This is a genomic window from Streptomyces sp. NPDC050528, from assembly GCF_044457795.1.
Lineage (GTDB): Bacteria > Actinomycetota > Actinomycetes > Streptomycetales > Streptomycetaceae > Streptomyces.
Genome location: NZ_JBITHH010000001.1, coordinates 175,009 through 196,789 on the forward strand (window position 1 = coordinate 175,009; position 21,781 = coordinate 196,789).

The following is a 21,781-nucleotide window of genomic DNA, read 5'->3' on the forward strand; positions in this document are numbered from 1 at the left end:
AGGGGACCCCTGGCTTCAGTGGACCGGGTGCATGGTGCGGCGCAGCCACGGCGCGGCGGCCATCACCGCGAGGCCCGCGGCCACCGCGATCGCGCCGTTGACGCCGAAGTACGCCGGCTTGGAGACGTCGTCGTAGAGCTTCACCGTCTGGGCCTGGATGCCGTTCGCGAGGGCGAGGGACAGGAACCAGAGGGACATGGTCTGGCTGGAGAAGGCGGCCGGGGCGAGCTTGGTGGTGGCCGACATTCCGGAGGTCTCCAGGAGGACGTCGCCGAGCCCGAGCAGGAAGTACGAGCCGACGATCCACCAGGCCGACATGCGGTAGGCGTCGCCGCTGTGCCCGCTGGTCGGCAGCACCATCAGCAGGAACGACAGGCCGCCGAGTACGACGCCGATCGCGATCTTGTTGGAGGCGTGCGGCTGGCTGCGGCCCATGCGGACCCAGAGCGCGGCGACCACGGGCGCGAGCCCCACCTCGAAGGCGCCGAGCGCGCTTGCGTACCAGCTGGCGGGGAAGTCGAAGCCCAGGATGGTCGTCTCGGCGTTCGACGCGGCCAGCAGCATCATCGTCGAATAGGCCTGGAAGAGAATGAAGTTGAAGACCGTCGAGGCCAGGAAGAGCACGATGTACGGGCGCAGCCGGCCGCGTTCGTCGGCCGTCACCCGGGGGCTCATGAACATCACCGCGAAGTACACGACGGGCGCGATGACCGAGATGACGGTGAGCAGGTCGACGAAGCGGCCCATCGTCAGCCAGCCGGCGGTGGCCAGCCCGGTCGCGAGTACGGCGGCGACCAGGATGCCTACGACGATCAGGCGGACCGCGCGGCGCATCGCGGCCGGTGCGAGCGCGAACTCCGCGGTGTTCTTGCGGCCGGCCAGGTGACGGCGCCCTGCGACGTACTGGATCAGGCCGAAGGTCATGCCGACCGCGGCCGCGGAGAAGCCCCAGTGCCAGCCCTTGTGGTCGCCGAGCCAGCCGGTGATCAGCGGGCCCGCGAAGGCGCCGATGTTGATCGCCATGTAGTAGAGCGCGAAACCGGCGTCCCGGCGCTCGTCGTCGGTGCGGTAGAGCTTGCCGACCATGGTGGCCACGTTGGGCTTGAGGAGGCCGGTGCCGGCGCTGATCAGGCCGAGGCCGACCCAGGTCATCGTGGCGGTCGGCACCGCCATCGAGTAGTGCCCGCAGGCGATGAGGATGCCGCCCCACAGCACCGCGCGGTACGAGCCGAGGATGCGGTCCGCGAGCCAGCCGCCCGCGACCGAGACGAGATAGACCAGCGTTCCGTAGGCTGCCGACACGGATGCGGCCGTTCCGGACGCCATGCCCATGCCGCCGTGCGCGACGGTATCCGCGAAGTAGAGGACGAGGATGGCCTGCATGCCGAGGAACGAGAAGCGCTCCCAGACTTCGAGCCCGGAGAGCGTGAGCAGCCCCTTGGGCTGGCCGAAGAAGGCGTGGTCGTCCTCGGGCGGCGGTTCGTTGTCGGGCTCGGCTTCCAGTGCGGTTCGGGACACCATCCACTACTTCCGCGTAAGTCGATAAATATCCGTTCTTATCAGGTGATCGAAAACATACCGGTCGTGATCCGATACCGCCCCCGCTGGACGGGGTGGGCGGCATGGGTGATCGAAAGCTGACCGGATACGCTGACTTGAGTGATGCCAGCGACCTATCGACAAACCGTGTGACCGCCCAGGGACACCAGCAGACAGGAGACCCCTCGTGACCGTCGTCGGGCCGTTCGGGCTGAGCGTGCGGGACCAGGCTCTGGAAGCCGATGTCCAGGCCGGATTGGCGGCAGTCGAGGAGGGTCTGCTCGAAGCCACCAAGAGCGAGGTCCCCTTCATCACGGAGGCCGCCCAGCACCTCGTGCGCGCGGGCGGGAAGCGGTTCCGGCCGCTCCTCGTGATGCTCGCCGCGCAGTTCGGCGACCCGTACGCGCCGGGTGTCGTGCCCTCGGCCGTGGTCGTCGAGCTGACCCACCTCGCCACGCTGTACCACGACGACGTCATGGACGAGGCGACCGTACGGCGCGGGGTGGAGAGCGCCAACGTCCGCTGGGGCAACTCGGTCGCGGTCCTCACCGGCGACTTCCTGTTCGCGCGCGCGTCGCACACCCTGGCCGACCTCGGCCCCGAGGCGGTGCGGGTGCAGGCCGAGGCGTTCGAACGGCTGGTCACCGGCCAGATCCTGGAGACGGCCGGCCCCTCCGACGGGCGCGACCCGGTCGAGCACTACCTCGACGTGCTCGGCGGCAAGACCGGTTCGCTGGTCGCGGTCGCGTGCCGGTTCGGCGCGATGATGTCCGGCTGCGACGACACCGTCGTGGACGTCCTCACCCAGTACGGCGAGCGGCTCGGCGTCGCCTTCCAGCTCGCCGACGACGTCCTGGACATCGCCTCCGACGGGGAGGAGTCCGGCAAGACCCCGGGCACGGACCTGCGCGAGGGCATCCCCACGCTGCCGGTGCTGCTGCTCCGGGAGCGGGCGGAGCGCCTGGGTCTCGCCGAGGACATCGCCCTGTGCGAATTGCTCGACTCCGACCTCACGGACGACGCCCGGCACGCCGAGGCGCTCTCCCGGCTCCGCGTCCACCCGGCCCTGGAGCAGGCCCGGCGGGACACCGTGCGGTACGTGGAGGACGCGCGGGCGGCGCTCGCCCCGCTTCCGGAGTGCGATGCGAAGGTCGCTCTGCTGGAGATGTGCGATGCGGTGGTGCATCGGGCGGGCTGAGGCCCGTCAGTAGCCGCTGCCTCCCGTGTTCGTGCCGGAGGCGGCGGTCATGGCCTTCGCTCCGGTGGGTGTCACCGCCCACCAGGTGCCGTCCACGCCCTGGCCGTAGGCCTCCTTGGGCTTGTCGTCCTTGGCGTAGCGGTAGAGGGGCCAGCCGGCGAGCGTGAGCTGTGAGGTTCCGCCGGAGCGCTTCGCCGTGGAGACGAGGCTCTTGTCGATGCCCTTGACGGTGACGGAGCCCTTGGCGGTCGCGGCGGGCCAGACGGCCGCGCAGGTGCCGTAGCAGCTGATCCTCGTCGGGTGGGCGGAGTCCGCGTCGAAGCGGTAGAGGACGTACCCCTTGCTGTCGGTCACGACGGTGCCGACCTTGGCGACCTTGGCGGTCATGAGGGTCGTCCCCGTGGTGACCGCGGCCGGCATGGCGGCGGAGCCGCCGCTTCCACTGCCGCCGCTCCCGCAGCCGGCGAGTGTGAGGGTCAGGATCGCGGCGCCCGTGGCCGCGTATCCGGTGAGGTGATGGGTGGCGTGCATGGCGACCCCTTTGGTCGATGCGGTGTGGTGCCACCCTTAAGTACGGATTCGGGCCGTTTATTACTCGATGCGATGCGATGCGATGCGTGTGACGTGGAGGGGAGCGCAGGATGCGGTCGTCCTGGCCGGTGCCGGTCAACTGCCCTGCGCGGGCGGCGTCTTCCCCCTAGGGGTTTCGGGGAGGCGTCGCCTCCGTGTGTCATACCGCAGGAGTACGTGGAGTTGCCTCCCGGGTCTGACGCTTATCTCTCGCCGATTTGGTCAGATGGAGAACACGGAAAACACCACTCCTCACCGAATCGGGTGAGAATGGCGGCTCAGGGTGGGACGAGTACAGGACGGGTTGGCCGCCGCCGACGACGGAGGTAAGGCAGACATGGCACCGTACGAAACCGACGACAGCACGGACACCGGAGAGCGCGACGAGCTCCGGGCCGGGCGGCGCAGGGCGGCGCGGTACATCGTCCCGGTCACCGTGGTGGGGGTGGCGGCCGCGACCATCGGACTGGTCCCCGCGCTCGCCGACTCCGGCGACCCGAACCTTCCGAAGATCACCGCTCAGCAGCTCCTCGACAAGATCGCCAAGTCGGACGTCCAGCAGCTGTCCGGCACGGTGAAGATCAGCACGGACCTCGGCCTGCCGGACCTCGGCGGCCTGGAGAGCAACCTGATGTCCGGCGCCGCGAAGTCCGGCGACGGCTCCTCCGCCGACCCGACGACCAAGCTCACCGAGCTGGCCTCCGGCACCCACACCCTGCGCGTCGCGGCCGACGGCCCCGACAAGCAGAAGGTCTCGCTGCTGGAGAACGCGGCGGAGTACAGCCTCATCCACAACGGCAAGGACGTCTGGGGTTACGACAGCAAGTCGAACGAGGTCTTCCACGGTACGACGGCCGCGGGCGCCGCGAAGAGCGACGAGACCCGGGCCACGCCCAAGGGCCTCACCGACGAGGCGTTGAAGTCGGTCGACGACACGACGTCTGTGACGGTCGACGGTACTGAGCATGTCGCCGGGCGGGATGCCTACAAGCTGCTGATCAAGCCGAAGCAGACCGGTACGACGGTGGGCACGATCAGTGTCGCGGTGGATGCGAAGACCGGTCTGCCGCTCAAGTTCACGCTCACCCCGGCGAGCGGCGGCGCGGCCGTCGTGGACGTAGGCTTCACGCAGCTGAGCCTCGGCAAGCCGGCCGCCTCGACCTTCGACTTCAAGACGCCGAAGGGTGCGAAGGTCACCACGGAGGACAGCGCGAGCAAGGCGACTCCGGACCACTCCGCCCCGTTCGGCAAGGACGGCAAGGCGAACAAGGACGACAAGGGCCTCGCCAAGGGCGCCGACGAGCCCACCGTCATCGGCAAGGGCTGGAACTCCATCGCCGTCTTCGAGACCGGCGGCCAGGGTGTTCCGACCGGCTCCTCGTCCGGCAGCGGTGACCTCGGTGGGTTCCTGAACTCGCTCGGGGACCAGGTGAAGGGTGACTTCGGCAAGGGCACGGTGTTCTCCACCCGGCTGGTCAATGCCCTGATCACGGATGACGGCAAGGTGTATGTCGGGGCTGTCACCAAGAGTGCGTTGGTCAAGGCCGCGGACGCGGCCAAGTAAGTGCCAAGTAGGTACCGTGCGGGGTAAGTCCCGTGCGGTGACCGCGAATTGGGCGAATCGAGGAGTCGATGGGCGGACCTTCCGCCGAAGTGCCGGAACAGGTGGACGCGGGTGACGGCATCATCGCCACCCGTGGACTCACCAAGCGCTTTCGCGGCGGGCAGCTCGCCGTGGACGGTCTCGACCTGACCGTCCCGGCGGGCAGCGTCTTCGGCTTCCTCGGGCCCAATGGATCGGGCAAGACCACCACCATTCGCATGTTGATGGGGCTCATCGAACCGACGTCGGGTACGGCTCGGGTGCTGGGGCGGCCCATGCCTCGGTCTGTGCGTACGGTTCTGCCTCGGGTCGGTGCGCTGATCGAGGGGCCTGCGTTGTACGGGTTTCTCTCCGGCCGCGACAATCTGCTGCGCTACGACGCCGCCGATCCCACCGCCGATCCGCGTACCCGGCGGGATCGTGTCGCCGCCGCGCTGGACCGGGTCGGGCTGACCGCGGCTTCCGGGAAGAAGGCGAAGGCTTACTCCCTGGGGATGAAGCAGCGGTTGGGGCTCGCCTCTGCTCTGCTTCAGCCTCGGGAGCTGCTTGTTCTGGACGAGCCGACCAATGGGCTCGATCCGCAGGGGATGCGTGAAATCCGGTCTCTGATCCGGGAGTTGGCGTCCGACGGTACGACCGTTTTTCTCTCCTCCCATCTCCTTGATGAGATCGAGCAGGTCTGTACGCATGCGGCGGTGATGGCGCAGGGGCGGCTGATCACGCAGGGGTCGGTGGCCGAGCTGGCTGCGGGGACGCGGGGGCGGTTGTTCGTGGACACGCCTGATGCCGGGGACGCGGCGCGGGTGCTGAAGGAACTGGGGCTCGCCGATGTCGTTGTGGCGGAGGAGCGGGTGACTGCGGAGCCGCCCGATCGTGAACTCGGTGATGTGAACAAGGCGTTGGTGACGGCCGGGGTGCGGGTGCGGGGCTTCGGGGTTGAACGGGCTTCTCTGGAGGACGCGTTCGTGGCGTTGACGGGGGAGGGGTTCGATGTCGCAGGCTGAAGTCGCCTTGCGGGCGCCGCGGTTGGTGTGGACGTTCGGGTTGCTGCGCAGCGAGCTCGTGACGACGTTCCGGCGGTGGCGCACGCTTGCGTTGCTCGGTGTGCTGGCCGCTGTGCCGATTCTGGTCGGGATCGCGGTCAAGTTGGAGACGCAGGATGGGGGTGGGCCTGGGCGTGGGGACGGGGGCGGTGGACCGGCGTTCATCGCGCAGATCACCAACAACGGGCTGTTCCTGGTGTTCACGGCGTTGGCCGCCACGCTTCCGTTTTTCCTGCCTATGGCCATCGGGGTTGTCGCGGGTGACGCGATTGCCGGTGAGGCCAGCGGGGGGACCCTGCGGTATCTCCTGGTGGCTCCGGCCGGTCGTACTCGGCTGTTGCTCACCAAGTACGCGACGGTGATGGCGTTTTGCGTGGTGGCCACGCTCGTGGTGGCGCTGTCGGCGCTCACAGTCGGGGCGTTGCTCTTTCCGCTGGGGGATCTGACGACCATCTCCGGTACGCAGATCAGCTTCGCGGAGGGGTTGGGGCGGGCGTTGTTGATCGCCCTCGTGGTGGCCGCGTCTCTTGTCGGCATCGCGGCCCTGGGGCTGTTCATCTCGACCATGACCAGCAGCGGTATCGCGGCGATGGCGACCACCGTGGGGCTGTTGATCACCGTTCAGATTCTTGACCAGATTCCCCAACTGCACGCGCTCCAGCCGTACTTCTTCTCCCATTACTGGTTGTCCTTCGCCGACCTCATGCGTGAACCGGTGTACTGGGACGACCTGGTGAAGAACCTGGGGCTTCAGGCGTTGTACGCGGCGGTGTTCGGGTCGGCGGCCTGGGCGCGGTTTACGGCGAAGGACATTACGGCGTGACGGTGTAGTTGGTCGGGGTTGGTGCGGGGGTCCGCAGCGGGTGTGTGGGTGGGTCGGGGTCGTGGCGGTACGGCGAGCCCGCCGCCGGTCGGGCCCTTTGGTTTCTCAGCATGGTTGAACGGGTTGGTGCCGGCTGAGCGGCGGGCTGCGCCGTACCGCCACGACCCGCTCCCGTCTCGTCGGCGGCTGCGGGCGCGTGGGCCATCCCGGCTGGTCCGGGCGGGGATACGCGATCGCGGGCACAGGCATGAGCATGGGCATGGGAACACCCACGGGAGCCAGCGTGTGCTGGCTCCCGTGGGTGTGAAGTGGGGCTGGTGCCCGGGCGGGGTCAGATCTGGGGCAGGACCGGGGGCGCCGTCAGGCTCGGGGCGGAGTTGTAGAAGGGGTCCGAGTCCGAGGTGTCGGTGCTGTCGTCGTGGTTGATGGCGTACACGATCGTGGCGATCAGCGCGGCGGCCGTGATGACGCCCAGGACGGTTCCGATGATGCCCGTGATCAGACCCGCCTGGGCCTGGCCGCGGTTCGTGGCCTCGCCGCGGTCGGCGCGCTTCTTGCCCTTGATGCCGAGGATGATCGCGGTGATGCCTAGGCCGAGGGACACGACGCCGTAGATGCAGAACAGGCAGCAGGACAGGATGCCCAGCACCATCGCGGCGGTGCCCATGTTGTTCTGCGGGGCCATCGGCATACCCGGGTAGCCGTAGCCCTGCGGGTAGCCGGGGTAGCCGTAGCCGCCGGGCATTCCGGGACCGCCGCCAGGCATTCCGGGGCCGGGGCCGTTCTGTGGGCCGGGCTGGCCGTAGCCCGGGGCGCCGTAGGTGGGGAGGCCCTGGGGTGTGCCGGGGGGACCGTAGCCGGGGGTGTTGGGAGGTGTGCCGGGTGCGGGTGGGGCGAAGCCGTCGGACGGCATGGCGGTCACCGTGGCCTGGCTGTGCACGGACGGCGACTGCGGCGGAGGCTGCTGGTCCTGCGGAGCGGCCCACTGCCCGGGGGCGGGCTGCTGTCCCGGCGCCGGCTGCTGCGGCACGCTCTTCTCCAGTGACGGCTTGCTCTCCGGCGGCGCCCACGGGTCGCCGTTCGCCCCCACGCCGCCGTCCGGCTGTGTCTGGTCCCCCACGTCGTGTCCCCGTCCCCGTCGGTCGATCGTCAGACCGACCATGCTAGAGCGTCCCCGGGCCACCTCCGCCACGCGGGCTGGCCCGGACGCCATCAACATCACCATCACCGGCCACCATGGACGGCACCACGGACTCCGGCCCCCAAGCATCGCCCGGAACCAGCCGGGATGGCCCACTCGCCCGCAGCCGCCGACGAGACGGGAGCGGGTCGTGGCGGTACGGCGCAGCCCGCCGCTCAGCCGGCACCAACTCGTTCAACCATGGTGAGAAACCAAAGGGCCCGACCGGCGGCGGGCTCGCCGTACCGCCACGACCCCGACCCCACCGACCACCCGCTGCGGGCCCCGCACCTCTGACCCCGGCCCACCCCGACCCCCTCAGGGGCGCGGGGAACTGCGCGACCAGCCCCCACACACCCGCACCCGGCAACGAGACCCCAAGCCACCACCCCCGACCCCGCCCCACCCCACCCCAGCGCACCCCACCCCACCCCGGCCTACGATGATCCCGAGTCAACGATCAGCCGATCACCCGCGCCCCGTACCGCACTGCCCGGGACGCCGTTCCGGGGAGGAACCTTGTCCGACCACAGCGCCGCACCCGCCGCCGGTCAGGCCCGTGACCTGCATGCCTTTATCGCCGGGCTGCCGAAGGCCGAACTGCACGTCCATCACGTCGGCTCCGCCTCCCCGCGGATCGTCTCGGAGCTGGCCGCCCGGCACTCCGACTCCAAGGTGCCCACCGACCCCGAAGCCCTGGTCGACTACTTCAGCTTCACGGACTTCGCGCACTTCATCGACGTGTATCTGTCCGTCGTGGATCTGATCCGCACGCCGGAGGACGTACGGCTGCTGACCTACGAGGTCGCCCGGGACATGGCCCGACAGCAGGTGCGGTACGCGGAGTTGACGATCACGCCGTTCTCGTCGACGCGGCGCGGGATCGACGAGCGGGCCTTCATGGACGCGATCGAGGACGCCCGCAAGGCGGCGGAAGCGGAGTTCGGAACCGTACTGCGGTGGTGCTTCGACATCCCCGGTGAGGCCGGGCTCGAAGCCGCCGAGGAGACCGTACGGCTCGCCACCGAGGACCGGGTACGGCCGGAGGGGCTCGTGTCGTTCGGGCTCGGCGGGCCCGAGATCGGCGTACCGCGGCCGCAGTTCAAGCCGTACTTCGACCGGGCCATCGCCGCCGGCCTGCACTCCGTACCGCACGCCGGTGAGACCACCGGCCCCGAGACGGTCTGGGACGCCCTGAACGACCTGCGCGCCGAGCGCATCGGCCACGGCACCACCTCCGCCCAGGACCCCAAGCTGCTCGCCCACCTCGCCGAGCGCGGCATCGCGCTGGAGGTCTGCCCGACCTCCAACATCGCCACCCGCGCGGTCCGCACGCTCGACGAGCACCCGATCAAGGAGTTCGTCAGCGCCGGGGTCCTCGTCACGATCAACTCCGACGACCCGCCGATGTTCGGCACGGACCTCAACAACGAGTACGCGGTCGCCGCCCGCCTCCTCGACCTCGACGAGCGCGGGGTCGCCGACCTCGCGAAGAACGCCGTGCGGGCCTCCTTCCTCGACGCGGCCGGCCAGGCCCGTATCGAGGACGAGATCGACACCTACACCTCCGCGTGGCTCGCGCCCTGACAACCGGCGCGCGCCGACAACCAGCACAATGGGGCCCATGCAGAACGTGACCGCCGTGGGCCATCGCGGCGACCCCTACCGTGTCCGCGAGAACACCATCGACTCGCTGCGTTCCGCGCTCGAACAGGGCGCGGACGCAGTCGAGTTCGACGTACGGCTGACCCGTGACGGCGTCCCCGTGCTGCTGCACGACGAGACGCTGAAACGGCTGTGGGGGCTGGAACGGCCGCTGGCCTCGCTGTCGGTGGACGAGGTGCGAGGGCTCACGGAGGGCCGTGTGCCGACGCTGGTCGAGGCGCTGGCCGCGACCGAGGGCAGCCGGGTGATGGTCGACCTGCCCGGGCCCGCCGACCAGCGCGCCGCGCGCCGGATCGTGGACGCGATCCGCGAGTACGGCGCGGAGGACCGCGTGTACTACTGCGCGGGCGCCGACGCCATGCTCGCCGTCCGCGCGGCCGACCCCTCCGCCGAGATCGCCCTGACCTGGACCTCGCTCGCTCCCCCGCGCCCCGCGGTCCTCGAAGCGGTACGGCCGCGCTGGCTCAACTACCGCTTCACACTGGTCGATCGGGACCTCACCGCCCGCGTCCACCGCGACGGCTACCTCCTCTCCGTCTGGACCCCGGACACCCGCCGCTCGATGCGCCGCCTCCTCGACATGGGCGTCGACTCGATCACCACCAACCGCGTCGACGTGCTCTGCGGGCTCAGGAAGAAGGGCTGAGGGACACCTCTGACACCTCCCGCCGCCCCACCAACTCCCTTGGCGGGGCGATCGATTGAGCGTCCACTCCCTCCCCCACCCACAGCCGGATCAACAGCGCGGCGGTCGCCTCCAGCAACGCCGCGCCCTGCTCCAACTCCCCCGCCGCGAACGGCTCGCACCCCATGTCCCGCACCAACTGGCGTACGACCGCGAGGGCTTCGGGGTCGTAGCAGAGGTTGAACGCCTTGACGACACGGGCCTCCGGGCTTGCGGCGACGGCGAGTTGCGCTGCGGCGGAGGGGCCGCCCGCAGTGAGCAGTCGGAAGCCGGCGCCGATGCGCACCTTCATGCTCGTCGCCCCTCGTGGAGTACGAACTCACCACACTGGGGCGGACATTGCTCGACCCGATCGACGCGTTCGGGGCCTGGGCCTTCGAGCACGGGGACGAGGTCATGGCCGCGCAGGACGACTACACGCGGGACTCCTGAGCCACCGTTGCCGGGTCGGCCGGGGTCGTGCGGGTGACGTACTGCGGGATCGGGGTGTTGTCCTTGCCGGTGTCCCGGGTCAGGCCGTAGCGGGTCGCGCCCTGGGTGGGGCCGGTGGTGATGTCCTTGTTCACCGCGTCCCAGGTGGTGGGGAAGACGTTCAGGCCGTAGTCCGCGCCACGTTCGTTGACGGTGAGGGTGACGCTGCCGTCGATGTAGAAGTACTCGTTCTGCCACATCTGTTGGGTGCCGGTGGGCAGGACGTCGTAGCCGGTGGTCGAGTTGCCCATGCCGGTCGCGGTGGTGTCGGTGGTGCTGACCGGGTCGTCCATCCGGCGGCCGCCGCCCGAGGCCACGTGGAAGAGCTTGCCCTTCAGGGCGGTCCAACTCGGCATCACCAGCGCGCCGTTGCGGTACTGCGGGGAGATCTGCCAGCGGACGAGGACATAACCCTGGCCGCTGAGCGTCACGTTGTCCCCGCGATGGTTCATCGTGGCGTGCGCGCCGCCCGTGCTGGTCACGCCGGACGCGGGGCGGTGCGGGAGGGCGGCGGGCGGGGTGTCGGGGTTCGGCGCCCGGTCCACGGCGTCGACGACCGAGCCGTAGGGGCCGGTGGTCGTCTTCGACGAGGAAGGGGACGGCGAGGGGGAAGGGGACGCGGACGTCGACGTGGAGCGCGAGGGGGACGCGGTGGTCGGGGTGCCGGCTCCCGGGCCTGGTGTGGTGGCCGCCGCCGTGGGCGTGAGGGCCTTGGGGGGCGGGTCGTTCGGGGAGTGGGTGACGACGTAGACGCCACCCGCGGCGATCGTCGCACCCGCCGCCACGGCGACCGCGGGCTTGGTCAACACCCCGAGCACCTTGGCCGACCAGCCGACAGCCCCACCAGCCCCACCGGCTCCCCCGGCAGAACCGGCCGCCGCCCCCGCCGCCCCCGAGGCCCCCGCCGAACCGGCGACACCCGAAGCACCGACGGTCCCGGCCGAGCCCGCAGCACCCGAAGCGCTGGCGGCCCCTGCCGAACCTGCGGCGCCCGAAACACCCGCTGCTCCTGCCGAACCCGCGGCACCCGCGCTCCCGACGGCACCCGCCGAGCCGGCCACTCCTGCGGAGCCCGCAACGCCGGAAACACCCGCCGAACCAGCCGCCCCTACGGCCCCACCGGCACCCGCAGCACCCGCCGACCCCACGCCCCCTGCCACACCCGTCGAGCCCACGAACCCCGCCGCACCCACAGCCCCAGCAGCGCCCGCGCCACCCGCACCCGCCGATCCCGCGACCCCCGCCGCACCAGCCACCCCCGCTGCCCCAGCAGTCCCGACCGCCCCCGCCACCCCACCCGCCCCACCCGCCGCCCCGAATCCAAAGGCAGCCCCGGCCACGCCCATCCCCGCCGCTGCCGCCGCCGTCTTCGCCCCGAAGGCGAGCGACAACGTGAAGCCGAGGGGAAGCGGGACGAGGGCGATGCCGACGAGGAGGCGTTCCGCCGGTACGACGGACTCGCGGGGGTCGCCGCAGTAGGCGCAGCCCCGTAGGTGCCGGGCGAGGCGTTTGCGCCAGACCGAGTCGCGGCGGCCGTCCCAGCGGGCGGTGACGTCGCGGAGGTCGGGGCAGGCGCCGTCGAGGGCGCGGACGATGCCTCGGGCGTTCTCCAGGCGTTCCTTCATCCGCTGGACGCGGACCGCCGCGTGCTGACGGCTGATGCCGACCGCCGACGCCAGTTCACGGCGGGTGAGTTCGCCCGCGACCTCCAGCCACCACAGGGAGAGGAGTTGGCGGTCCTCGTCGTCGAGCCAGCGCACCGCCTCCGCGACCTCGCGCCGCTGGCCCTCCAACTGGAGCCGCAGCACGGTGAGTTCGGCGAAGTCGGCGGCGTCCCCCGGTAGTCCGTCCGGCAGTTGGTCGGGGGTTTTGCGGCGGCGGGCCCGGTCGCGGATCTGGCGCATGGCGATCGCCACCAGCCAGGACCGGAAGCTGTCGGGGTCGCGGAGCGAACCGAGGTGGTCGACGGCGCGGAGCATCGTCTCCTGGACCACGTCGTCCACGTCGGCATGGCCGTTGAGGGCGCGGCCGACCACGTTGTAGACCAACGGCAGCCAGCCCGCGACCAGTTCGTCCAGCGCCCGCCGGTCACCGGCCTGTGCCGCCGCGATGGTGGAGTGCCACTGCCGCCCGTCCACGTCGCCCCTCGCCCTCCCCGGTGTCACTTGGTGTACAGCAGCGTTCCGAAGCCGAGCTGGTCGTAACCGCCGCTGTTCGGGCCGTAGTCGCCACCACCGCCCTCCGCACGCACCTTCTCAGCCATGAGGGTGATGAACGGGGTGGAGAGGCGTCGGCGGCGGGCGTAGTGGTTGTGCAGAATCTCCCAAACCGGGCGAACGGTGCCGCGGGCTATGTCGGAGATCACAGGCTGTTCCATGTACTTGCCGTTGCCCTGGCCGCTGCGCCAGGCGTACGTCGTGAAGGGCACGCCCGCGCCGAGGTTGTACTTGGCGACGTACTCGGCGGCCTTCATGAAGCGGTTGTCGAGGTAGCCGTAGAGGTCGACGTTCTGGTTCCAGGCCATTTCGCAGATCGCGCCCAGCAGACCGATGCCCATCGTGGTGTGGCCCTGGTCGCGGCCGCTCTCCTGCCACTGGGCGAGGTCCTGGCCGCCGTAGACGAAGGGGATGGCGTGCTTGAACGAGCCGTTGCCCGCGCCGGACCTCATGTAGGTGACCGCGCGCTGGAAGGTGGCGCGGTCGTCGCAGAGGATGCCGGTGGCCATGAGGGAGGCGACGTTGCAGAGGTCCCAATTCGCCCAGTAGTTGGTGATGTTGGCGGTGTTGTGGTTCGTGAGGAAGTCGATGTTCATCGGCGTGAACACCGTGCGCAGCATCTTCTTGAAGCGGGCGAACTCGAAGTGCGGGTGGTCGCGGACGAGTTCGGCGGCGTTCGCGAACTGGTAGCCGTAGATGCCGGAGGCCAGGAAGCGGTCGGCGTTGCCGTTGACCGTAGTGAGCGTGGCCGACCAGGCGTTGAGGATGGCAACCGCCGTGTCACCGTTGGCCTTTGTGCCGCCGATCTGCCAGCGCAGGGCGTTCTGGTAGGCGGCGTGGATGTCGTTGTAGAGGATGCCGTAGTTCTGGCCGGTGCCGCCGCGTACGACCACGGCCTGCGGGCGGGGCACCCAAGTGCTCGCGGAATGGCGGTTGTCGGTGAGCCGCGTCCACCCCTTCAGCCAGGGGTTCTTGCGGGCGGCGACGCGGACCTTGGCGCGGTGCAGGTCGCCGGCGTTGTGCAGCATGCCCGGGTGCGTCAGGGCCGGTGGGCGGGCGGTCGCGGTGCCGATGGCGGTGGCCGTACCGGTCTGCGCGGCGTCCGCCCCTCCCCCGGAGAACGCGGCGATCCCGCCTCCGACGACTCCCGCCGCCGCGACTCCCCCGCCGAGGGTGAAGAGGCCCCGACGGGTGAGGCGGTGCTTGTTGCTGGGCTTGCGTGCGCTGGTGGCCATGTGGGTGGCTCCGGTGCGTGAGGAGACTGGGGACGCAGAGGGAGACGGAGTGAAGGCCTCCGCGATAACAGTTTTTCCGGCGCCGAGTTCAACACCGGTTTCAGCGCCGGCTTCAACTCCTCGTCAGGCGTGCCGAGTTGGGCCCCGTAGGGGGCATCCCCCACAAACCCCTTGTCCTGTACGGCAGTTGCTCCGGGCCGCACCAGGGTCGGCACCCTCCTCGCCGACGATCCGCCTACGCCCGCGCGGGACGAGGCTGATCACCGACACCCGCCGGAGATCACAGGAGCAGCCGATGCGCCCCCGTCGTCGCACCACCGTCCTCACCGCCTCCCTCGTACTCGCCCTGGCGGCAGGCCCGTTGGCGGCCCCCGCGTTCGCCGCACCCCCGTCGGCCACCGCACGGCGGACGACCGCTCCGGACGCCGACGCGCTGCGCGCCGCGCTCGCCGGGCTCCCCGACTCCGACGCGACGGCGGCTCTCGTACGGGTGGGAGGCACCGACGGGACCTGGCGCGGCAGCGCGGGTGTGCACGATCTGGCGAGCGGTGCCGCCGCCGATCCCGACGCGCGGTTCCGGGCCGGTTCGACGACGAAGATCGTGACGGCGGCGACCGTGCTGCGGCTAGCGGCGTGGGGGAAGGTCGACCTGGACACCCCGATCCAGCACTACCTCCCGGGGCTCCTCACCAAGGCCTTCGAGCCCGTCTCCGTACGACAGTTGCTGAACCACACCAGCGGGATCCAGGCCGGCGACGGTTTCGGGGACGCCTTCGAGGACCAGTACGCGCACCGCTTCGACACGCTGACGCCAAGGCAGGTGGTGGCGTCGGCGGTGGCGAAGGGGCCGGAGTTCCGGCCGGGTGAGCAACAGGACTACCTGAACATCAACTACACGATCCTCGGCCTGCTGATCGAGAAGGTGACGGGCCACTCGTACGCGACCGAAGCCACGCGGCTCGTCCTGCGCCCGGCGGGCATGCGGGACACGTACTTCCCCGGCACCGATCCGCGCATCCGGGGCCCGCACAACCACGGCTACCAGCTGGTCCAACAGGCCGACGGGACACCGAAGTTCGTGGACGTCACCGACTGGAACCAGGCGGACCGCTGGGCGGCCGGCGACATGATCTCGACGACCGCCGACCTGGAGCGGCTGATCACCTCACTGTTCCGGGGCCGGATCGTGCCGGGGCCGCAGCTGCGGGAGATGTTCACGGTCCCGGCGGGCATCGAGGGCGCCAGTTACAGCGCGGGGCTCCAGCGCTTCGAGTACGACGGCAAGGTGTACTGGCTCAAGTCGGGCTCCCGGTACGGCTACAGCGCCGTCGTCCTCGCCACCCGCGACCTGTCCCGCACCCTCGTCTACTCGGTCAACTCCACGGACGCGAAGGGCGAGTCGATGAACGCGGTGGCGGAGCGGATCGCGCTGGCGGCGCTCAAGTAGCCGTCGCGAGAGCGGGAGTTGACGTGAGCGTCACGGCCTCCAGGCGCTTGATCTTCCTCCGTACGACGTACAGCGGGACGATCCCGATGACGCCGAAGGACATGTCGATCACCGTCCACCAGAAGGGAATTCCGCGGATCGGCCCGCAGATCAGGGCGAGCGGGACGATCCCGGCGCAGGCGATCATCGCGAACTCGACCACCCAGATGTTGCGGACGGGGTCGCGGTAGGGGCCGTAGAAGGCGATCGCGATGACGAGGTGGGCGAAGGCCAGCCAGTCCGTGCCGTAGAGGAGGAAGGGGTAGTCGGTGTCGGCGGTGTCGAGTCCCTGGCGTACCCGCACGATCCAGTCCATCAGGGTGGGCAGGTAGTGCGGTACGGACAGGGACCTCAACACGTCCTCGGTCCACCGGAGTTCGTGGACCAGCGGGAAGGCCGTGGCGCCGCTGAGCACCAGGCAGACGACGAACAGGACCAGCCAGGCGCGGATGCCCTTCAGGAGGGCGGCTCTGTCGCTCATGGCAGCAGCGTACGCCGAGAATTGAACGTGTTCAAAACAGTTCCGGAGAGGCTGCTCCGCCGCGTCACCACCCGTCCCAGTGGAGGACCTCCTCGCGAGGGACACGGCGGGCCCGCCGGAAGTCCGTGCCGAGGGTGTACGCGACGGGGATGAGGGCCGCCTGCATCACGTCGGCGTACGGGATGCCGAGGACACGGGCCGCCTCCGTCTCGTGGACGAGGTTGCCCGTGGTCCAGCAGGTGCCGAGGCCCCGGGCGCGGGCGGCGAGCATGAAGCTCCACACGGCCGGGAGGATGGATCCCCAGGTGCCCGCCTGACGGAGCACGGGTGCGTCGTCGGTACGGCCCTCCACGCACGGGACGACGATCGCCGGGACCTCGTGGAGGTGCTCGTAGAGGTGGGCGGCGCCGGAGTACACCCGCTCCATGTGGGCGACGCCCGCCCGGCGCACGTCGCGCGCCGGGACGGGGTCGGAGGCTCCCGGCGTGCTCACCCCGGCCCGCCACACCTCGGCGAGGGCGGCCCGTCGCTCCGGGTCGGTGACGATGACGAAGTGCCAGCGCTGACGGTTGCGTCCGGTCGGCGCCTGCACCGCCAAGTCGACGCATTCCTGAAGGAGTTGAGGAGGTACGGGCCGGATGAGGTCGAGGCGGTGGCGGACGGCCCGGGTGGTGGACAGCAGCTCGTCGGAAGAGAGGTCGAGAGTCATGCGTTGACCTTCGCGGGACGTGCCGGGCGGCGGCAACGCCGGGCTTTCACTGGATGAAAGTCGGGATGACAGTCGCGATGAAGGATCGGGGATTCATGGCCGAGAGCGTGGCCGGGCGGGTCTTCTCGGTGCTGGACGCCTTCGTGGGCGCGCCGGACACCCTGCGGCTGACGGACATCGCGCGGCGGACGGGGCTGCCGTTGCCCACCGTGCTGCGGATGGTCCGGGAGCTGGTGACGTGGGGCGGGCTGGAGCGGGCGGCCGACGGTTCCTACCGCCTGGGCACCCGCATCCGGGCGCTCGGCGCGGCGGCGCCCTGCCCTCGCGGCCTGCTGGACGCGGCGCTGCCCGCGCTCCGTGCGCTGTCCGCACGCACGGGAGGCCACGCCGACATCGCCGTTCCGGCGGACGGTACGGCGCTGTGCCTGGTCAGCGGCGAACGGCTCCCGCTGTACGCGACCGCCGCGGGCAAGGTCCTGCTGGCCCACGGACACGGCCCACCGGCCGCCGTCGAACGCCACACCCCCCACACGCTGACCGCGCCGGGCCCCCTCGCCGCCCAGCTCGCCCGCGTCCGCACGACGGGCCTCGCCGCCGCGCACGAGGAGTACCGGCTGGGCGAACTGTCCCTGGCGGCACCGGTGTTGAGGGGCGGTGTCACGGTGGCGGCCGTGTCGGTCACGGCCACCACCGGCACGCCGTACGACCGACTGGCCGCCGCCGTGCGAGAGGCTGCCGCCGCCGTCGGGCGTGACCTGGACAAGCCGTAGCCGTAGCGGCGTCGGCTCGCCCGAGCTTTCGCTCCTCCGCCCTTCTGCCTCTCCTCTCTAGCCCGCGGCCTGCGGGAAGAAGGCCGTGTGGGTCAGGAAGTCACTGAGGCCGAGGCGCCACGCGAACCAGTTGTGGCCGCCGTTGACGAAGCCGGGGGTGACGGGGACGGCCGCCCGGTTCAGCAGGGTGATCTCGCTCGCGTGGTAGTAGTGGCTGGGGTCCTGCCGGCCACCGCCGACGAAGATGTTCACCTGCCGTAGCGCGGCGGCCTGTTGGGCGGTGAGGGTCGTCGGGAGCGTGTAGTTGCCGCGCAGGCCGGGGCTCATCGCGCCGTACGAGCCGAAGGCCTCGGTGTGTTCGAAGAGGAGCGAGTTGGTGAGGGAGGCGCCGTAGCCCAGGCCGGCTGCGGCTCGGCGGGCCGGGTCCGTGGCGACGTGGTAGTGCGAATCCACGTACGGGACAAGGGTGTTGAGCAGGTTGGCGTCGAACGCCGCATAGTTCGTCGAGTCCGGGTAGCCCGCCGTGTTGGGCATCACCACCACCATCGGCTGGATCTGCCCGGTGGAGATCAGGTGGTCGAGGATGTTGCCCGCGTCGCCCTGGGTGCTCCAGTCCATCTCGGTCCCGTCGCCGCTGAAGAGGTAGAGCGTGGGGTACGGCTGCGCGCGGTGCGGGTCGTAGCCGGGTGGGGTGTAGACGGAGAGGTAGTTCTCGCCGGGTGGGGTGAGGGAGGTCGGGGACCGGTAGGTGACGTGGGTCAGCTTGCCGTGGGTCCGACTCGGGCCCTGCCAGGCGTAGTCGACCGTGTCGAAGGCCGGGTCTGCGGGGACGTACACCTGGCTGGTCGCCTCTACCGTGCCGGTCGCCCTGCCGTTGTGGTCGTTCCAGGGCGGGTTGGCCGGGTCCGAGTGCGCCGTGCAGCCGGTCTGGGTCGGGTCCGCGCAGTCGACGTAGAAGGAGTAGGTGAAGACGCCGGACGGGAGGGGTGTCGTGTACGTCCACACTCCCCCGGCGCCCCTTTTCATGTCCACCACCGGCCAGTTGGCGGCCGGAGAGTTCGGGTAAGCGATCGGGATGTCTCCCGGGCGCCAGTCGGCCGGAGTCGTCCCCGGGGTCTCGACGGTGCTGCCCTCGGGGCTGGAGAGGGCGGAGAGTTCGTAGGGGTTCGCGAAGTACCACTCACCCTTGAGCTGGACTCGGGTGGCCTTCGAGTCCCGGTAGCGGAAGGTGACTTGGTAGCCGGTGGGACCGGTGCCGGTGCGGGTCACCTGGGGCGAGAAGGTGCCTGTGGTGGAGCCGTGGGCGGCGGCCGTGCTGCCGCCCACGGTCAGGAGGAGGGTCGCCAGAAGGGCGAGGAGGTGGTGAAACCTCCTCGCCCCGCGCGGAGTTGGGAACCTCACGCCGAACCCAGGCTCTGCCAGAAGGCCAGGTCGTGTTCCTGCGCGAAGTCACCGGTGACCTTGGAGCACGCCGCCGGGGGCCTGTTGCTCGACGGGGCCGTGTCGCAGGCCTTCAGCGACATCAACTCCCCTGTCTTGGTGCTGTACTTCGGCCAGGTCGGGGTGCCCGGGCCGTTCGGGGTGCCGGTAGTGGTGAAGTGATCCCAGAAGGTGATCATCTGGCGGGACAGCTCCAGTTGGTCGTCGTCGTACGGCAACGTCTGGCCCAGGTAGTCCCAGATGTAGCCCAGGTCGTCGACATGGATGGCGCCGCCGAAGGGGAAGTCCCGTGCCGTGGCGCTCTGTTGCTGGAGGCGGTAGATCGACGTGAAGTGCGGGGTGTCGCTCTCGGCGAACTCGTAGGCGTACGTCGGCACCCACCTCGACAGCCGGGCCATCAGCTGTTGGCGGTCGTAGGAGGTCGAGCCGTTCTGGACGGCGGTCCAGGCCTGGCCCGGGGTGGGGTAGGCGGAGAGCGGGTACTCGGCGAGGACCTTGTCGGCGTTGGTGCCGTACGTCGACTTCACGGCCTGGATGTACTGGTCGGCGGTCATCGGGGTGCCGAGGTAGTCGTAGTTCTGGAAGGTGAACAGGCCGCGTTCGCTGTTGGTCTGGCCGAGCATGACCGGGACCTTGGTGAAGTTTCCGGTCTGTACGGCCGTTCCCGGGTCGAGCGGGAAGGCCGTGCCGCCCAGGGACGGGCGGACCGGGGCCTTCAGTTGGGCGGCGACGATCGCCGAGGCGGGCTTGGCGCGCAGGCAGGCGAGGACGTCGGAGGCGGTGGCGCAGCCGATCTGCTTGACGAAGGCCTGGCTCTGCGTCTCCCCGGCCGCCGCCGTCTGGAGGCCACAGCTGCCGCTCATGATGACGGCCCGCGCGAACAGGCCCTTGGCGGTGGGCGAGGCGAGCTGGTCGCAGACCGAACTGCCGCCCGCGGACTGGCCCGCGATGGTGACGTTGCCGGCGTCGCCGCCGAAGTGCTTGATGTTGGCCCGCACCCAGCGCAGTGCCGTCTGCTGGTCCAACAGGCCGTAGTTTCCGGCGCCGTTGGCGTTCTCGGCGCGGAGTTGCGGCAGGTTGAGGTAACCGAGCGGGCCCAGGCGGTAGTTGACGGTGACGACGATCGCGCCCGTCTGCTGGACGAACTTGCGCGGGTTGGTGTCCTGACCGGCGCCGCCGGTGAAACCGCCGCCGTGGATCCACACCACGACCGGGGTGTCGGCCCGACTCCCTTGCGGGGCATAGACGTTGAGGTCGAGGCAGTCCTCGGTGGTGATCGTCTTCTCGTAGCCGGGGTCCCAGCCGGAGGCCTGGGCACAGCGATCGCCGAAGCTAGTGGCGTCGCGGATGCCGCTCCAGGCGGAGGCGGGTCGGGGGGCGGTCCAGCGGTGGGCGGCGGTGGGGGTGGCGGCGTAGGGGATGCCGAGCCAGGCGTCGTACCCGGTCTGGGCCTCGCCCTTGACCTTGCCGGTGGCGGTGGTCACCACCAACGACGAGCTGGGTGAACTCCCTTGGGCGGGAGGGGATTTCAGTGCGTGGACGGCGATCGGGGACAGCAGCCCGAGGCCGAGCACGCTTACGGTAGCCAGGGTGGTGCGGACTCTACTGCGGAGTGTGGTCGTCCTTCCCATGACCCACTTGTGTAACGTCTCGGCAATATTGTCGGCAAGATGTGCGACAGGATTGGCTGCAAATTCCCCTGTGGGCGCGGGAGTTACCGACCAGCGATCGTCGAAGGCGCCGACGAAGGCGCCGATGCCGATGCCGTCGGGGTCCTGGACGGTTCCGTGGTGGGGACCGGCGTGCGGCTCGGGTTCCGGGCGTCGGCGGAGGAACTCCGGCTCGCGCTCGCCCTCGGTGTGGGTACCTGCGTCGCGGACGGATCCGGGGACGGCGGGGTCGTAGGAGCGCTGCTCGCGGGAGGTGGGGCGAGCGGCACCGTGGGGGTCGTAGGCGAGTCGTGGTGGGCCAGGCGGAACGGGAGGGCGGCGAGGACGATCACCGCGCAGGTGGCGCCGGCGCCGACCGTCGCGCGGAGCAGGCGGCGGCGGTTCGCGCCGCGGCGGATCGACTCGTAGCGGCCGGGGGGCGGGCCGAGGTACTCGGCGGAGGAGGGGCGCAGGATGACCGTGAGGGGGTCGTCGGGGTCGATGTCCGGGCTCTCGTCTCCCTCGTCAAATCGTGTGGTCAAGGCTTCTCCTCAGGTGGGCACGGAGCAGTTCGCGGGCCGCGTGGAGGTCGGCCTTGATGGTTCCTTCCTTGCGCCCGGTCAGCACGGACACCTCCCGGATCGGCATGTCAGCGTAGTAGTGCAGGAGGATCGGGACGCGCAGTCGTTCCGGCAGCGACTGCACGAGCAGCCGTACGGACGGGTCGGTCTGTTCGGTCGGCGGGCGGATCGCCTCCTCGGTGGTGACCCGGCGCACGGCCCGGCGCTCGCGCTCCAGTTTGCGCCAGTGGTCCCGGACGAGGTTGGCAGCGGTGACGTAGAGGAACCCGCGGGGTTCCGCCACCTTCGTCCACCGGGCCCAGAGCCGGGTGAACGCCTCGGAGGCGATCTCGTGCGCCGTCTCGTCGTCGTCGACGAGACGGCGGCACCAGCCGGCGAGGCGCGGGTAGACGGCGGCGAACAGTTCGGACGCTGCCTTCTCGCGGGACCGTTTCAAC

At 70.4% G+C, this 21,781-nt stretch carries 19 protein-coding genes and 2 pseudogenes; 9 read left to right on the forward strand and 12 right to left on the reverse strand.

The genetic code is table 11. The annotated features are described in order from the left end of the window. Positions 1-15 precede the first annotated feature (15 nt). Entirely contained in the window at positions 16-1,521 is a 1,506-nt protein-coding gene (locus ACIBK4_RS00865; RefSeq protein WP_398990854.1) for a peptide MFS transporter, read from the reverse strand. A gap of 205 nt (positions 1,522-1,726) precedes the next feature. Between ACIBK4_RS00865 and ACIBK4_RS00870 the strand changes: the two genes are divergently transcribed. After that, positions 1,727-2,737 carry a polyprenyl synthetase family protein gene (locus tag ACIBK4_RS00870; RefSeq protein WP_398990856.1) on the forward strand — a complete coding sequence of 337 codons (1,011 nt, stop codon included), beginning with the start codon at positions 1,727-1,729 and terminating at the stop codon, positions 2,735-2,737. A 6-nt stretch (positions 2,738-2,743) separates the two neighbouring features. Here the strand turns inward: ACIBK4_RS00870 and ACIBK4_RS00875 are convergent, their stop codons facing one another. Further along, positions 2,744-3,268, reverse strand: a complete 525-nt coding sequence (locus ACIBK4_RS00875) for a hypothetical protein (protein WP_398990858.1) — start codon at positions 3,266-3,268, stop codon at positions 2,744-2,746. 376 nt (positions 3,269-3,644) lie between these two features. Between ACIBK4_RS00875 and ACIBK4_RS00880 the strand changes: the two genes are divergently transcribed. The 3 genes from ACIBK4_RS00880 to ACIBK4_RS00890 all read left to right on the forward strand — a co-directional run bounded on the left by ACIBK4_RS00880 (position 3,645) and on the right by ACIBK4_RS00890 (position 6,776). After that, positions 3,645-4,871, forward strand: a complete 1,227-nt coding sequence (locus ACIBK4_RS00880) for an outer membrane lipoprotein carrier protein LolA (RefSeq protein WP_398990860.1) — start codon at positions 3,645-3,647, stop codon at positions 4,869-4,871. A 68-nt stretch (positions 4,872-4,939) separates the two neighbouring features. Next, the gene (locus tag ACIBK4_RS00885; RefSeq protein ID WP_398990862.1) at positions 4,940-5,914 is read left to right on the forward strand and encodes an ABC transporter ATP-binding protein; all 975 of its coding nucleotides are present in this window, start codon (positions 4,940-4,942) and stop codon (positions 5,912-5,914) included. Beyond that, positions 5,901-6,776 (forward strand): ABC transporter permease, encoded by an 876-nt coding sequence (locus ACIBK4_RS00890; protein WP_398990864.1) that lies wholly within the window; start codon positions 5,901-5,903, stop codon positions 6,774-6,776. The genes ACIBK4_RS00885 and ACIBK4_RS00890 overlap by 14 nt, the downstream gene beginning before the upstream one ends. Before the next feature lie 331 nt (positions 6,777-7,107). Here the strand turns inward: ACIBK4_RS00890 and ACIBK4_RS00895 are convergent, their stop codons facing one another. Further along, positions 7,108-7,896, reverse strand: a complete 789-nt coding sequence (locus ACIBK4_RS00895) for a DUF4190 domain-containing protein (RefSeq protein ID WP_398990866.1) — start codon at positions 7,894-7,896, stop codon at positions 7,108-7,110. A 579-nt stretch (positions 7,897-8,475) separates the two neighbouring features. Here ACIBK4_RS00895 and ACIBK4_RS00900 point away from each other — a divergent pair. Continuing rightward, on the forward strand, positions 8,476-9,543 hold the full coding sequence (locus ACIBK4_RS00900) for an adenosine deaminase (protein ID WP_398990868.1): 1,068 nt from the start codon (positions 8,476-8,478) through the stop codon (positions 9,541-9,543). A 37-nt stretch (positions 9,544-9,580) separates the two neighbouring features. Beyond that, complete coding sequence (locus tag ACIBK4_RS00905; RefSeq protein ID WP_398990870.1) at positions 9,581-10,267, forward strand: glycerophosphodiester phosphodiesterase; 687 nt, start codon at positions 9,581-9,583, stop codon at positions 10,265-10,267. On the opposite strand, the pseudogene ACIBK4_RS00910 reads toward ACIBK4_RS00905, so the two are convergent. Beyond that, positions 10,251-10,586, reverse strand: a pseudogene (locus tag ACIBK4_RS00910) (NADP oxidoreductase); the annotation flags it as partial. The gene ACIBK4_RS00905 and the pseudogene ACIBK4_RS00910 sit on opposite strands and share 17 nt — an antisense overlap. A 14-nt stretch (positions 10,587-10,600) precedes the next feature. Here ACIBK4_RS00910 and ACIBK4_RS00915 point away from each other — a divergent pair. After that, positions 10,601-10,738 (forward strand): annotated as a pseudogene (locus ACIBK4_RS00915) (winged helix-turn-helix transcriptional regulator); the annotation flags it as partial. Here ACIBK4_RS00915 and ACIBK4_RS00920 read toward each other — a convergent pair. Then, complete coding sequence (locus tag ACIBK4_RS00920; protein WP_398990872.1) at positions 10,720-12,915, reverse strand: RNA polymerase sigma factor; 2,196 nt, start codon at positions 12,913-12,915, stop codon at positions 10,720-10,722. The pseudogene ACIBK4_RS00915 and the gene ACIBK4_RS00920 sit on opposite strands and share 19 nt — an antisense overlap. 23 nt (positions 12,916-12,938) lie before the next feature. Next, positions 12,939-14,228 (reverse strand): alginate lyase family protein, encoded by a 1,290-nt coding sequence (locus ACIBK4_RS00925; protein WP_398990875.1) that lies wholly within the window; start codon positions 14,226-14,228, stop codon positions 12,939-12,941. 295 nt (positions 14,229-14,523) lie between these two features. Here ACIBK4_RS00925 and ACIBK4_RS00930 point away from each other — a divergent pair, with 295 nt between their 5' ends. Then, positions 14,524-15,675: a serine hydrolase domain-containing protein gene (locus ACIBK4_RS00930; protein WP_398990877.1), complete on the forward strand. Its 1,152-nt coding sequence runs from the start codon at positions 14,524-14,526 to the stop codon at positions 15,673-15,675. Here ACIBK4_RS00930 and ACIBK4_RS00935 read toward each other — a convergent pair. Together ACIBK4_RS00935 and ACIBK4_RS00940 are read right to left on the reverse strand one after the other, a co-directional pair. Then, positions 15,668-16,195, reverse strand: coding sequence for a hypothetical protein (locus ACIBK4_RS00935; protein ID WP_398990879.1), 528 nt, complete (start codon positions 16,193-16,195; stop codon positions 15,668-15,670). The genes ACIBK4_RS00930 and ACIBK4_RS00935 overlap by 8 nt on opposite strands. Positions 16,196-16,259: 64 nt before the next feature. After that, complete coding sequence (locus ACIBK4_RS00940) at positions 16,260-16,904, reverse strand: nitroreductase family protein (RefSeq protein WP_398990881.1); 645 nt, start codon at positions 16,902-16,904, stop codon at positions 16,260-16,262. A 95-nt stretch (positions 16,905-16,999) separates the two neighbouring features. Between ACIBK4_RS00940 and ACIBK4_RS00945 the strand changes: the two genes are divergently transcribed. After that, positions 17,000-17,674 (forward strand): IclR family transcriptional regulator, encoded by a 675-nt coding sequence (locus ACIBK4_RS00945; RefSeq protein WP_398990883.1) that lies wholly within the window; start codon positions 17,000-17,002, stop codon positions 17,672-17,674. Between the two features lie 57 nt (positions 17,675-17,731). Here ACIBK4_RS00945 and ACIBK4_RS00950 read toward each other — a convergent pair whose 3' ends face one another. From ACIBK4_RS00950 to ACIBK4_RS00965, 4 genes are all read right to left on the reverse strand, one after another. Beyond that, positions 17,732-19,000 (reverse strand): alpha/beta hydrolase-fold protein, encoded by a 1,269-nt coding sequence (locus tag ACIBK4_RS00950; RefSeq protein ID WP_398990885.1) that lies wholly within the window; start codon positions 18,998-19,000, stop codon positions 17,732-17,734. A 71-nt stretch (positions 19,001-19,071) separates the two neighbouring features. Further along, positions 19,072-20,688 (reverse strand): carboxylesterase/lipase family protein, encoded by a 1,617-nt coding sequence (locus ACIBK4_RS00955; RefSeq protein ID WP_398990887.1) that lies wholly within the window; start codon positions 20,686-20,688, stop codon positions 19,072-19,074. A gap of 140 nt (positions 20,689-20,828) precedes the next feature. Beyond that, on the reverse strand, positions 20,829-21,305 hold the full coding sequence (locus ACIBK4_RS00960) for a hypothetical protein (protein ID WP_398990889.1): 477 nt from the start codon (positions 21,303-21,305) through the stop codon (positions 20,829-20,831). Then, a complete protein-coding gene (locus ACIBK4_RS00965; RefSeq protein ID WP_366434010.1) occupies positions 21,289-21,780 on the reverse strand; it encodes an RNA polymerase sigma factor in 492 nt (163 codons plus the stop codon). Before ACIBK4_RS00965 ends, ACIBK4_RS00960 begins: the two co-directional genes overlap by 17 nt. Between the last annotated feature and the right edge of the window lies 1 nt (position 21,781).

Bases quoted from the DNA above. Each gene is read 5' to 3' on its own strand.
- ACIBK4_RS00945 (WP_398990883.1), top strand. From the start codon at position 17,000: ATGGCCGAGAGCGTGGCCGGGCGGGTCTTCTCGGTGCTGGACGCCTTC.
- ACIBK4_RS00940 (WP_398990881.1), bottom strand. From the start codon at position 16,904: ATGACTCTCGACCTCTCTTCCGACGAGCTGCTGTCCACCACCCGGGCC.
- ACIBK4_RS00935 (WP_398990879.1), bottom strand. From the start codon at position 16,195: ATGAGCGACAGAGCCGCCCTCCTGAAGGGCATCCGCGCCTGGCTGGTC.
- ACIBK4_RS00865 (WP_398990854.1), bottom strand. From the start codon at position 1,521: ATGGTGTCCCGAACCGCACTGGAAGCCGAGCCCGACAACGAACCGCCG.
- ACIBK4_RS00880 (WP_398990860.1), top strand. From the start codon at position 3,645: ATGGCACCGTACGAAACCGACGACAGCACGGACACCGGAGAGCGCGAC.
- ACIBK4_RS00885 (WP_398990862.1), top strand. From the start codon at position 4,940: ATGGGCGGACCTTCCGCCGAAGTGCCGGAACAGGTGGACGCGGGTGAC.
- ACIBK4_RS00930 (WP_398990877.1), top strand. From the start codon at position 14,524: ATGCGCCCCCGTCGTCGCACCACCGTCCTCACCGCCTCCCTCGTACTC.
- ACIBK4_RS00890 (WP_398990864.1), top strand. From the start codon at position 5,901: ATGTCGCAGGCTGAAGTCGCCTTGCGGGCGCCGCGGTTGGTGTGGACG.
- ACIBK4_RS00925 (WP_398990875.1), bottom strand. From the start codon at position 14,228: ATGGCCACCAGCGCACGCAAGCCCAGCAACAAGCACCGCCTCACCCGT.
- ACIBK4_RS00905 (WP_398990870.1), top strand. From the start codon at position 9,581: ATGCAGAACGTGACCGCCGTGGGCCATCGCGGCGACCCCTACCGTGTC.
- ACIBK4_RS00875 (WP_398990858.1), bottom strand. From the start codon at position 3,268: ATGCACGCCACCCATCACCTCACCGGATACGCGGCCACGGGCGCCGCG.